Annotated in this window: 10 protein-coding genes and 1 pseudogene; 5 read left to right on the top strand and 6 right to left on the bottom strand. The window is 63.8% G+C overall.

Annotated elements, in window-relative coordinates; translation table 11 throughout:
* Nucleotides 1-206: 206 nt before the first annotated feature.
* From ACFRJ9_RS23715 to ACFRJ9_RS23695, 5 genes are all read left to right on the top strand, one after another.
* Nucleotides 207-572: a YraN family protein gene (locus ACFRJ9_RS23715; RefSeq protein WP_377673314.1), complete on the top strand. Its 366-nt coding sequence runs from the start codon at nucleotides 207-209 to the stop codon at nucleotides 570-572.
* Nucleotides 573-2,111 carry a YifB family Mg chelatase-like AAA ATPase gene (locus tag ACFRJ9_RS23710; RefSeq protein ID WP_377673308.1) on the top strand — a complete coding sequence of 513 codons (1,539 nt, stop codon included), beginning with the start codon at nucleotides 573-575 and terminating at the stop codon, nucleotides 2,109-2,111. It begins immediately after the preceding gene.
* Between the two features lie 11 nt (nucleotides 2,112-2,122).
* A complete protein-coding gene (gene dprA, locus ACFRJ9_RS23705; RefSeq protein WP_377673306.1) occupies nucleotides 2,123-3,352 on the top strand; it encodes a DNA-processing protein DprA in 1,230 nt (409 codons plus the stop codon).
* A gap of 54 nt (nucleotides 3,353-3,406) precedes the next feature.
* Nucleotides 3,407-4,333 (top strand): tyrosine recombinase XerC, encoded by a 927-nt coding sequence (locus ACFRJ9_RS23700; RefSeq protein ID WP_377673303.1) that lies wholly within the window; start codon nucleotides 3,407-3,409, stop codon nucleotides 4,331-4,333.
* 237 nt (nucleotides 4,334-4,570) lie between these two features.
* Nucleotides 4,571-5,074 (top strand): DUF3145 domain-containing protein, encoded by a 504-nt coding sequence (locus ACFRJ9_RS23695; RefSeq protein ID WP_026005636.1) that lies wholly within the window; start codon nucleotides 4,571-4,573, stop codon nucleotides 5,072-5,074.
* Nucleotides 5,075-5,172: 98 nt separating this feature from the next.
* Here ACFRJ9_RS23695 and ACFRJ9_RS23690 read toward each other — a convergent pair whose 3' ends face one another.
* The 6 genes and pseudogenes from ACFRJ9_RS23690 to ACFRJ9_RS23665 form a co-directional block, all read right to left on the bottom strand.
* Nucleotides 5,173-6,408 carry a beta-ketoacyl-[acyl-carrier-protein] synthase family protein gene (locus ACFRJ9_RS23690; RefSeq protein ID WP_377673300.1) on the bottom strand — a complete coding sequence of 412 codons (1,236 nt, stop codon included), beginning with the start codon at nucleotides 6,406-6,408 and terminating at the stop codon, nucleotides 5,173-5,175.
* Nucleotides 6,409-6,540: 132 nt separating this feature from the next.
* The gene (locus ACFRJ9_RS23685; protein WP_011692310.1) at nucleotides 6,541-6,786 is read right to left on the bottom strand and encodes an acyl carrier protein; all 246 of its coding nucleotides are present in this window, start codon (nucleotides 6,784-6,786) and stop codon (nucleotides 6,541-6,543) included.
* 115 nt (nucleotides 6,787-6,901) lie between these two features.
* Nucleotides 6,902-7,963 carry a beta-ketoacyl-ACP synthase III gene (locus ACFRJ9_RS23680; protein WP_377673298.1) on the bottom strand — a complete coding sequence of 354 codons (1,062 nt, stop codon included), beginning with the start codon at nucleotides 7,961-7,963 and terminating at the stop codon, nucleotides 6,902-6,904.
* Complete coding sequence (locus ACFRJ9_RS23675; RefSeq protein WP_377673295.1) at nucleotides 7,960-8,889, bottom strand: ACP S-malonyltransferase; 930 nt, start codon at nucleotides 8,887-8,889, stop codon at nucleotides 7,960-7,962. The genes ACFRJ9_RS23680 and ACFRJ9_RS23675 overlap by 4 nt, the downstream gene beginning before the upstream one ends.
* A 94-nt stretch (nucleotides 8,890-8,983) precedes the next feature.
* Nucleotides 8,984-10,222 carry a PucR family transcriptional regulator gene (locus ACFRJ9_RS23670; RefSeq protein ID WP_377673293.1) on the bottom strand — a complete coding sequence of 413 codons (1,239 nt, stop codon included), beginning with the start codon at nucleotides 10,220-10,222 and terminating at the stop codon, nucleotides 8,984-8,986.
* 184 nt (nucleotides 10,223-10,406) lie between these two features.
* Nucleotides 10,407-11,260 (bottom strand): annotated as a pseudogene (locus ACFRJ9_RS23665) (pyruvate dehydrogenase (acetyl-transferring), homodimeric type); the annotation flags it as partial.

The following is an 11,260-nucleotide window of genomic DNA, read 5'->3' as shown; positions in this document are numbered from 1 at the left end:
GCCCCATGCCAGGCCGGCGCTGCGCGGCCGCCCGGCGACAATGGGCCGCACCGGACGGGCAGGGACCTAACGCCCTCACTTCATATCGTCTAGCCGGTTGACTCGCCCCACCTTTCCTCCACAACCATAGATTTGTTGGGTTTACCCACATAGGGCCACGAACCTCTGCCCTCGTCCGCCGCCAGCCTGAAAGCTGGTGAGTGGAGGTGATGGCCATGAGGGCAAAAGACATACTGGGCCGTGATGGAGAGGCCCTGGCAGCCGATTTCCTGGAGACCCAGGGGATGCGGATCGTTGACCGCAATTGGCGGTGTGCTGACGGTGAAATCGACATCGTGGCGGTAGAGGGCGACACCCTCGTGGTGGCCGAGGTGAAAACCAGGCGAAGCCTGGACTACGGACATCCGTTTGAGGCCGTAGGCGCGGCCAAGCTGGCCCGCCTCCACCGGTTGGCGTCATCGTGGTGCCGCGCGCATGAGGTGAACGCGCCACGAAGACGGGTCGATGTCGTGTCCGTGATAGACAGCGGTGTTGGTGACCCGCAGCTGGAACACCTGCGGGGTGTCGGCTAGATGGGTGTTGGTCGAAGCTACTGTGTCGCCCTGGTGGGCCTCAACGGCTACATCGTGGAGGTGGAGGCCGATATCGGCCAGACGCTCCCGAACTTCGTCATTCTGGGGCTGCCGGACGCCGCCCTCAACGAAGCCAAGGAACGCATCCGGTCCGCTGCCCAGAATTCCGGCATACCCCTTAGCCGGCGGAAGATCACGGCCAACCTGATCCCGGCGTCCCTCCCCAAACGGGGCTCCGGCTTTGACCTCGCGATCACCATGGCGGTGCTTCGTGCAGCGGAGGACATCCGCTCAACCGGTGAGACGGTGTTCATTGCGGAGCTTGGTTTGGACGGAAGGCTGAGGCCGGTCAGGGGTATCCTGCCGGCGGTCATGGCTGCCGTTCAGGCCGGCTATTCGGACGTCGTAGTGGCTGAGGCCAACGCCCCGGAAGCGTCCCTGGTCCCCGGGGCGAACGTTCGCGGTTACAAAACCCTCGCCCGTCTTGCTTTCGACTTCGGGGCGGACCCCAAGGAGCTCGCGCTCGACTACGATCCCCTGTGCGAGGACGTTCCGGATGACGGGGGCGACGCCGCCGTGGTTCCGGACCTCTGCGACGTTTCCGGGCAGGCAGAAGCGCGGCGGGCCTTGGAAGTGGCCGCCGCCGGAGGACATCACATGCTGCTCACGGGGCCGCCCGGTGCAGGCAAGACCATGTTGGCCGAACGGTTGCCGGGGCTGCTCCCTGACTTGGCCGATACCGCTGCCATGGAAGTCACGGCCATCCATTCGCTGGCAGCGGTCCAGTCGAGTGCCGTGCGGTTGGTCCGCAGGCCGCCCTTCGAAAATCCCCACCACAGTGCCACTGCGGCGGCCATCATCGGCGGCGGCTCCGGACTGCCCAGGCCGGGTGCTGCCTCGAGGGCGCACCGTGGCGTTCTGTTTCTTGACGAAGCGCCCGAATACGAGCGCCGCGTGCTGGATGCCCTCCGCCAACCCCTGGAAAGCGGAGAGTTGGTCATTCACAGGTCCGCGGGGACGGCCGCGTATCCGGCCCGGTTCCAGCTCGTTTTAGCTGCCAACCCGTGCCCATGCGGCAAGGCGTCAGGAAAGGGCATGGATTGCACCTGCACTGCGATGATGCGGCGGCGATACTTCGGACGGATGTCAGGGCCCCTGCTGGATCGGGTGGACATTCAACTTCAAGTGGAGCGCGTGTCTTTGGCCGATTTTGGCCAAGCCGGAGGGGAAGAAGATACGCGGACCGTGGCAACGAGGGTATTGGCTGCAAGGCACCGGCAACTCGAGCGACTGGCGAACCTAGGGCTGGAAACCAATTCGCAGGTACCGGGACGGACGCTGAGGGGGGAATTGAAGTTGCCTTCCGGCACAACCCGGATTCTGGATACCGCATTGGAACGTGGCGCACTCACGGCACGGGGCTACGATCGCGTACTCCGGCTCGCATGGACCTTGGCTGATTTGGGGCACAGCAAAATGCCGGATTCCGACCACATCGGCCAAGCGCTCGGCCTCCGTCACACTGCGGCCGCAGCGTGACAACCACCACCATGAAAGGAAAAGCAGGAGTGGCCGTATTGGGGACGCAGGACAAAGAACGTATTGCACGGGCTGCGCTGGCGCGGCTTATGGAACCGCAGGATTCCGTGGGCCTGGCCCTGGTCCAAGCCGCAGGGGCGGTGGACGCTTTGGGTATCGCAACAGGAGAACTGGCTCCAAGCGCCAACCTGGAGCGCGAAATTTCCACTTTGCTTAGCGATGCGGGCGGTCCGGCGTCGTGGACCGGGCTCACCGAGAGCCAACGGCGATGGGCACCACGAGTTCCCGATCTCGCGCCGGACCGGGACCTGGAGACCATGCGACGCTTGGGCGGACGGCTGATCGTCCCAGGGGATGATCTGTGGCCCGGGCAGTTGGCGGACCTCGGCCTCCAGGAACCCTTGTGCCTTTGGTGGCGCGGACATGAGCACCCCTTGCCGGCAGCCAGGCAAAGCATTGCCTTGGTTGGTTCGAGGGACAGCACGAGTTACGGAGCATCCGTGACGGGAGACTTTGCCTATGGACTGGCGCAGCGCGGTTATACGGTGGTGTCCGGGGGTGCCTATGGAATCGATGCCCACGCCCACCGTGGTGCCCTTAACGGCGGAGCGGCAACCATACCCACCATTGCGGTCATGGCGGGGGGAGTAGACCGTTATTACCCGTCCGGGAACGAGGATCTCCTGCGCGCAGTCTCCACCCAGGGGGCCGTCATCTCGGAAGTGCCGCCGGGATCTGCGCCAACGCGGTATCGATTCCTCCAACGAAACAGGATCATCGCGGCCCTCGCTTCCGTCACGGTGGTAGTGGAAGCGCGCTGGAGGTCGGGCGCACTCAATACGGCACATCACGCAGAATCCATTGGCAGGGTTGTAGCCACAGTCCCGGGGTCCGTGCACAGTGCCAATTCGGCAGGCTGCCACAGACTCCTGAGGGATGGCGGAGCCGTCTGCGTGACCGACGTTGGCGAGATTGCTGAGCTTGCCGGGAGTTCGGGGGAAACCAGCGTTGAGAGCCGCGAGACCGGGACGGCGGCGGTCCACGATGGACTGTCCTTGGAGGACCTCATACTCCTGGATGCTTTGCCGCTTCGCTCCGGCAGTTCGGTGGAGAAATTGTCGGTAGTTGCCGGGTTAAGTCCGGACACTGTGCGCGCTGGCCTTGGCCGCCTTGGATTGCTGGGCCTTGCACTTTCCGAGAGGGGGGCCTGGAAGCGGAGCAAGAACGCCCAGGGGCGCTGACGCAACAGCATGTTGAAGTGCACACTTGGTGCCGGCGGGTGGCACAGTTGAAGGGTGGACGGACAAACATTGCCAGTATCCCTTCAACGTGCGGTCGACGGGTTCCGGCGTTACCTGGAGGGTGAGCGGGCGCGATCCGCGCATACAGTCCGAGCCTATGTGGCCGATGTTGAAAGCCTCCTTGGATTTGCCGTGCAGGAAGGACTCCAGGAGCTCGGATCGCTCGAACTCGGTTCGCTCAGGCGCTGGCTTGGTGCGCAAAGCGAAGCAGGAATGGCCCGGGCCACGCTCGCGCGACGGGCAGCGACTGCGAGGTCGTTCACGGGCTGGGCTTTGCGGGAGGAGCTCATAGACGTAGATCCGGCGGTCCGGCTCCGCGCACCCAAGCGCGAGAAGACGCTGCCCGGGGTTCTCCAACAGCAACAGGTCACCCGGATGGTAAGGGATCTGGACACTGCGGCCGCGGACGGCGGTCCTATGGCCGTCCGCGACCGGGCCATGGTTGAACTGCTGTACGCCACCGGTGTCCGCGTTGGGGAATTGGCCGGCCTGGACATCGACGACCTCGATCCCGATCGCCGGACACTCCGTGTGATCGGCAAGGGAAACAAAGAGCGAACGGTGCCTTTCGGCGTTCCGGCAGCTGTCGCCGTGGACGACTGGCTTAGGCGGGGCCGTCCGGCTGTTTCGACATCCACCAGCGGACCGGCGCTGTTCCTTGGCCTGCGGGGCAACCGGGTTGATCCACGCCAGATCCGTGCAGTGGTGAATGAACTCTTGCAGGCTCTGGGGGACACCTCGGCAACTGGCCCCCATGCGCTGAGACACAGCGCCGCCACACACTTGCTGGACGGTGGCGCAGATTTGCGCGCCGTTCAGGAGATACTCGGCCACAGCAGTCTGGCCACCACGCAGATATATACACACGTCTCAGTGGAAAGGCTAAGGACGAGCTACAAGCAGGCGCATCCCCGGGCTTGAAGATGACGCCCTACTAGCTGCACTGGCGGAAACCGGCAGCGTACGGCAAAATGAAAGCACCACGGGGGAACCTTCAATTTACGGTTGAGGGTTCTATCTGTGCCAATATCATCAGTAGGAATCCAGACAATTGAATAGCTTGTCAGGCCCGGGGTAGTTCCGCGGCATCCGGCAGCAACAGCTAAACATCCAGGCGAGGTCGTTGGGGAAGACGTACCTACAGCTATGGAGGATGGAATGTCTGTTGCAACAACCCGCGGTGTCCTGTTCGTGCACTCGGCCCCGACGGCGCTTTGCCCGCATGTCGAGTGGGCCATTGGATCGGTCGTTGACAAACGAACCGATCTTGAGTGGACCCCTCAACCTGCCGCGCCCGGAATGTTCCGGGCGGAGTTGTCCTGGACGGGGACACCCGGCACCGGTGCGCAATTAGCCTCCGCACTGCGGGGCTGGGCGCACTTGCGTTACGAGGTCACCGAAGAACCGAGCCAAGGCGTGGACGGAGCACGGTGGTCGCACACGCCGGAGCTTGGTATCTTCCATGCGGTCACCGATGTGCACGGCAACATCATGGTCACCGAAGACCGGATCCGCTATGCCTACGAGTCCGGCGCCGGTGATCCTTCCGCGGTCTACCACGAGCTGTCATTGGCCCTTGGCGAAGCATGGGACGAAGAACTGGAGCCGTTCCGCCACGCAGCCGAAGGCGCCCCGGTGCGCTGGCTGCACCAGGTCGGCTAGCAGCTTCACTTCACCAAACACCCCATAGCAATGAAGAGGGCCCCACCTTTTGGTGGGGCCCTCTTCATGTCTCTATGAGACGGCTGTAGAAGCCGGAATTAGACGTTCCGGACGGCGATGACGGCGTTGTGGCCGCCAAAGCCGAATGAGTTGCTCAGCGCGACGATGTCACCGGCGGGCAGGTCCCGGGCCGAGGTGACGACGTCGAGGGGGATCTCCGGATCCTGGTTCTCGAGGTTAATCGTGACTGGAGCCTTGCGCTCGTAGACGGCCAGTACAGTGAGTACGGCCTCAACGGCCCCTGAAGCCCCCAGAAGGTGGCCCATTTGGGACTTGGTGGCAGATACTGCCACATTGTCCACGTGGGTCCCCAGAGCGGCACGGAGGGCCGTGTACTCCGGCTTGTCACCCACCGGTGTAGAGGTAGCGTGTGCGTTGACGTGGACTACGTCCTCGGCTTGGATCCGACCATCGAACATAGCGGCCTTGAGCGCTCGGGTGGCGCCCAGGCCCTCGGGATCAGGCGCTGTGATGTGGTAGGCATCCGCGGTCACGGATGTTCCAGCGAGCTCGGCGTAGATGCGAGCCCCACGGGCGATGGCGTGTTCCTCGGCCTCAAGAACCAGTGCGCCGGCACCTTCACCCATGACAAAACCATCGCGGTCGATGTCATAGGGGCGGGAGGCGCGCTCTGGCTCGTCGTTCCTGCGCGAAAGAGCCTGCATGGACGAGAAAGCGGCCAGGGGCATGGGGTGGATGGCTGCCTCGGCGCCACCGCACACCACGACGTCTGCCTTGCCCGAACGGATGAGGTCCAGGCCGAGGTGCATGGCTTCGGTGCCGGATGCGCACGCAGAAACGGGAGTGTGTGCGCCAGCGCGGGCGCCAAGGTCGAGGCTGACCGCGGCTGCAACGCCGTTGGGCATGAGCATGGGAACGGTCATGGGGAGGACACGGCGGGGTCCCTTGTCGCGGAGGGTGTCCCAGGCATCCAGGAGGGTCCAGACGCCGCCGATGCCGGTGGCGAATGCTACTGCCAGCCGGTCGTGGTCGATGTCCTCAATTCCGGAGTCTGCCCAGGCTTCGCGGGCAGCGATGACGCCAAACTGGGTGGAGGGATCCATGCGTTTGGCCTCAACGCGGCTCAGGACCTCCAGGGCCGGAGTCGAGCACCGTGCCGCAAAATGGACGGGGAGGTCGTACTTCGCCACCCAGTCATCACCGAGCGTACGGGCGCCGGACACCCCTTTCAGCGCGTTCTGCCACATTGTGGGTACGTCGCCGCCGATGGGAGTGGTGGCCCCCAGACCGGTTATGACTACTTTGCGTGCCATGCGATCACTCTCTGTCGGATCAGCCGTCCCGACTGCAAAGAGTGCAGGGGAGGCAAGAAAAACTCTGGGCGTTACTGCGGCTGTGCCGGGCTCAGGAAGAAGTAACCCGGCCCGGCACAGCGTGTGTCAGGACTAGGCCTGTGCGTTGGCGATGAAGCTCACGGCGTCGCCGACGGTCTTGAGGTTCTTGACCTCTTCGTCGGGGATGCGAACGCCGAACTTCTCTTCGGCATTGACCACGATGGTCATCATGGAGATGGAGTCGATGTCCAGGTCCTCGGTGAAGGACTTGTCCAGCTCGACAGCTTCGGTGGCGAGGCCGGTTTCTTCGTTGACGATTTCAGCCAGGCCGGCCAGGATTTCTTCGTTGCTAGCCATTGTTGGCTCCTTTTCTTGTTGTGCCGGCTGCTGCCGGAAAGGGGGCAAACCGCGGTTACGGTTTGGTTCTGTAAGTCGTATTCAGTTGGTGTGAGTCTGCAGTGCAGGTTCGGATCTACGGCAGGACAACTACCTGCGCGCCGAACACCAATCCGGCGCCGAAGCCGATCTGCAGGGCAAGGCCACCGCTCAGCTCAGGGTTTTCCTGGAGGAGTCGGTGCGTTGCCAGCGGGATGGATGCCGCGGAGGTGTTGCCCGCCTGGGCGATGTCGCGGCCGATGACAACGGATTCGGGAAGCTTGAGCTTCTTGACCATCTCGTCAATGATGCGCATGTTCGCCTGGTGGGGAACGAACGCTGCGAGGTCGCTTGCTTCGATGCCAGCGGCATCGAGAGCCTGCTGAGCCACCTTTGCCATTTCCCAGACTGCCCAGCGGAACACGGTCTGGCCGTCCTGCCGCAGGGTGGGCCAGACGTCCTGGGTTGCCGAAAGGATAGCGGGGTCGTCAATTTCATCGGAGTGGCGTGCCGATTCGCCCAGCTTCTTGACGTCCTCCAAGGAGTGCGTCATGCCAATGGCATCCCACTTGCTGCCATCCGATCCCCAGACCGAGGGACCGATGCCAGGAGTGTCGGACGGGCCAACCACCACAGCGCCGGCGCCGTCGCCCAGCAGGAAGGAGATGGTGCGTTCGTGATTGTCGATGACGTCCGAAAGCTTCTCGGCACCAACCACCAGGACGTATTCGGCCGCGCCCGAGCGGACCAAGGCATCGGCTTGGGCTACTCCATAGCAGTACCCGGCACAGGCAGCCGAGATATCGAAGGCGGGTGCCGGCGTCGCGCCCAAACGCTCGGTGAGCGCAGCGGCGGCGGATGGAGTGGCGTAAGGGTGCGTCACGGTGGACACAATGACCGCTCCCAGCTGGGACGGTTCGATTCCGGCCTGCTGGAGGGCTTCGCGTGCTGCGCCTTCGGCCATGTCGATGACGCTGACGTCGGAGGCGGCGCGGTGGCGCGTGATGATCCCGGTGCGCTGGCGAATCCACTCATCGGATGAGTCGATCCATTGGCAGACGTCGTCGTTGGTGACGATGACGTCCGGGCGGTAGGCGCCGATGCCCATGATGCGGGCGTTCTCGTTGACTTGCGCTTTCTTGAGTACGGGGGTGCTCATGCCTGTCCCTCCAGTTCTGCGAAGAGTGCCAGTGCCGCGGACAGATCGTCCGGGGTTTTGACAGCAACGGTCTTGACGCCCGGCATGCCGCGCTTGGCCAGGCCGGCGAGGGTGCCCGCGGGGGCAAGTTCAATGACGCCTGTGACACCGCGCTCCACGAGTGTCTCCATGCACTGGTCCCAGCGGACGGGGCGGGACACCTGGGCGATCAGGCTTTCGACGGCGGCGGTTCCTGCCGTCACTTCCTTGCCGTCGTAGTTGGACAGCAGGGGGACGGTGGGCTGCTGGGGCGACAGCGTCGGCTTGAGGGCTTCGAGTGCGCTCACGGCCGGTGCCATGTGTGAGGTGTGGAAAGCGCCTGCAACCTTGAGGGGAATGACGCGCGCCTTGGCGGGCGGATTCTCAGCCAGGGCCTTGAGCTGCTCGAAAGTTCCCGCGGCAACCGTCTGGCCAGCGCCGTTGACGTTGGCCGGCGTGGCACCGGAAGCTTCAATGGCTGCCAAGACCTCGGCAGGGTCGCCGCCCACCACGGCGCTCATGCCGGTGGGGGTTACTGCAGCCGCTGCTGCCATGCTGTTGGCCCGCTCGCGAACAAAGGTCATGGCTTCGGACTCGGTAAGGACGCCAGCCAGCGCTGAGGCCGTGATTTCGCCTACGGAGTGCCCGGCGAGGATCACGGGAAGTGTGTTGAGCTCGACGTCGAACAAGGACTTGGCGGCCACGAGGCCTGCAGCGACGATCAGGGGCTGCGCTACCGCAGTGTCCTTGATGGTCTCTTCATCCGAGGTGGTGCCGTGGGCCTTGAGGTCAATGCCTGCGATCTCGCTCAGGGCGGCCAATTGGCCTTCGACGGAGGGGAGTTCCAGCCAAGGGGCCAAAAATCCGGGGGTCTGGGAGCCCTGTCCAGGGCAGACGATTGCAAGCACGTATCCAGCTTTCCAAATTGCCACGTGATCCACTGGTGTTTTGGTACACCAAGCTCACTGGGTCAGTTTGTAGGAAGTCTACAACGGTTCGGTTCTATGAACGCGACGCATGACGTTCAGGAGCGGCCTTCGGCTGGGCCGAAAGGCGGCCAACAACCAGTGCCGTTTGCAGCACAAACGCCTCCCGTGGAAGGAGTGGATCCCAGCCCGTCACATCGCAAACACGCTTCAAACGGTAGCGCACAGTGTTCGCGTGGACGAACAGTTCACGCGCAGTGGCTTCCAGCGAATGCCCCAGCTCAAGATAGGTCCCGAGCGTCTCCACCAAGCCATTCGAAGCCGCCAAAAGCGGGCGGTAGATATTCTTGATAAGTGACCTCCGGGCGGCATCGTCGCCCGAAACGACGCGTTCGGGAAGCAAATCGTCGGCCGCGACGGGACGGGGTGCCGACGGCCACGCCTTGGCCGCGGTGAGTCCTGCGAATGCGGCTTGGGCGGAACTGCTCGCCTCCAGCAGCGACCCCGCTTCAGGGCCGTAAACCACGGCGCCCGGGGCGAAAAGCTCGCTGAGCTTGACGTAGGCAGTGTCCCTGTCCTGTACGCCGCCAAGGATCAGGATGAGCCGGTCACCTTGGATCCCCACCAGCGCATCTTCGGCGAAGCGGCCGGCCGTCCGGCGCAGTTCACTGACGTAGCTGGCGCTGGGTTCCGACGGCGAATTGCCCACCATTACGGTAAAGCGCTCTTGGGCTTTCCATCCGAGGGCGGCGATTCTTGACCGCAGGGCATCAGTGTTTTCCCCGCGCAGGATTGCGTCCACTATCAGTGCCTCGAGGCGCGTGTCCCAGGAACCCCGGGATTCCGCAGCGCGCGCATAGACGTCAGCGGCCGCGAATGCGACTTCACGCGAATACCGCAAGACGGCCTCACGCAAGGACGGTTGGTCAGATTCCGGAGCGATCACCGGAACCTGGTCCTCTACAACTTCCACCACTATCCGGATGAGCTGCAGTGCCTTCTGCAAGCTGATGGACCGCGTCAGTTCGGTGGGGGCGTTGCCAAAGACGTCCGTGAGGATCCACGACGGCGAACTGGGCCGTTCGTACCACGTCACAAAGGCAGCGATTCCGTTCTGGGCCACCAAGCCCAGTGCGGAGCGCTCGTCGGAGCTCAGGCGACCGTACCAGGGCAGGGACTTCTCCAGTTGCCGCATGGTGCTGGTGGACAGCTGCCCCACGTTGGCGCGTAGCTGCCGCAGGGTTTCGGCCTTTTCCGGTGACAATGCCTGGGCGGCTGCTTTGCGCTTGGTTGTGGTTTTGCTTGGCTCTGCCATGGAATGAGCATACGGCCCATCCCGGACAAGCTCCATTTGTGCGAAGGCTACAACTGACGTTGTTGCGGGTCACGTCCCGCGGAATCGCATCGAAGGGTGTTAAACAGCGACGGCGGCCCTCACCTTCCGGTGCGGGCCGCCGTCGCGGTTGTTGCTGTTGCTGTGGAGTTCCTCCAGCAAACGGTTAGGCGTCGCCGCCTGCTCCGCCGGTGGTGCCGGCATTCACATCCAGGAGCCGGTACTTCTCGATGGCCTTCTCCAGCGCACCTTCTTCAACTTCTCCCTTGGCGGCGAGGAGTTGGAGGGTTTTGGCGACGATGGAGTGGGTGTCGTTTTTGAAGTAGCGGCGGGCGGCTTGGCGGGTGTCGGAGAAGCCGAAGCCGTCTGCTCCGAGGGAGGCGAAGTCGTTGGGGATGAATTGGCGGATTTGGTCGGGGACGGCTTTCATGTAGTCGGAGACGGCGATGACTGGTCCGGTGGTGCCGGCGAGTTGTTCGGTGATGAACGGGGTGCGGGCGGGTTGGCCGGGGTTGAGGAAGGCGTGTTCTTCGGCGGCGAGTCCGTCGCGTCGGAGTTCGTTCCAGGAGGTCACGGAGAAGACGTCGGCGGCGACTCCCCAGTCGTCGTTGAGGATTCTTTGGGCTTCGAGGGCCCAGGGGACGGAGACGCCGGAGGCGAGGATGTTCGCGGTGGGGCGGTTGGTCTCTCCTGCGGGGGCTCCGGCGAGGTGGTAGATGCCGTTGAGGAGCCCGTTGATGTCGAGGTTCTCGGGTTCGGCGGGTTGGGTGATGGGTTCGTTGTAGACGGTGAGGTAGTACATCACGTTGGGTTCGGTACTGTCTGGTCCGTACATTTGTTCGAGGCCGTGGCGGATGATGTGGCCGATTTCGTAGCCGTAGGCGGGGTCGTAGGTGCGGACGGCGGGGTTGGTGGAGGCCAGGACGGGGGAGTGTCCGTCGGCGTGTTGGAGTCCTTCGCCGGTGAGGGTGGTCCGTCCTGCGGTGGCGCCGATGATGAAGCCGCGGGTCATTTGGTCCG

Origin of the sequence: Paenarthrobacter sp. NPDC056912 (assembly GCF_042786555.1) — a bacterium.
GTDB lineage: Bacteria > Actinomycetota > Actinomycetes > Actinomycetales > Micrococcaceae > Arthrobacter.
The sequence above is the reverse complement of the archived record's forward strand: the minus strand, read 5'-3'. Positions and strand labels throughout refer to the sequence as shown.

What these genes read in the sequence shown, in the direction of transcription:
- ACFRJ9_RS23695 (WP_026005636.1), top strand. Translation starts at nt 4,571, where the DNA reads ATGTCTGTTGCAACAACCCGCGGTGTCCTGTTCGTGCACTCGGCCCCG.
- ACFRJ9_RS23670 (WP_377673293.1), bottom strand. Translation starts at nt 10,222, where the DNA reads ATGGCAGAGCCAAGCAAAACCACAACCAAGCGCAAAGCAGCCGCCCAG.
- dprA (WP_377673306.1), top strand. Translation starts at nt 2,123, where the DNA reads ATGAAAGGAAAAGCAGGAGTGGCCGTATTGGGGACGCAGGACAAAGAA.
- ACFRJ9_RS23685 (WP_011692310.1), bottom strand. Translation starts at nt 6,786, where the DNA reads ATGGCTAGCAACGAAGAAATCCTGGCCGGCCTGGCTGAAATCGTCAAC.
- ACFRJ9_RS23710 (WP_377673308.1), top strand. Translation starts at nt 573, where the DNA reads ATGGGTGTTGGTCGAAGCTACTGTGTCGCCCTGGTGGGCCTCAACGGC.
- ACFRJ9_RS23690 (WP_377673300.1), bottom strand. Translation starts at nt 6,408, where the DNA reads ATGGCACGCAAAGTAGTCATAACCGGTCTGGGGGCCACCACTCCCATC.
- ACFRJ9_RS23680 (WP_377673298.1), bottom strand. Translation starts at nt 7,963, where the DNA reads ATGAGCACCCCCGTACTCAAGAAAGCGCAAGTCAACGAGAACGCCCGC.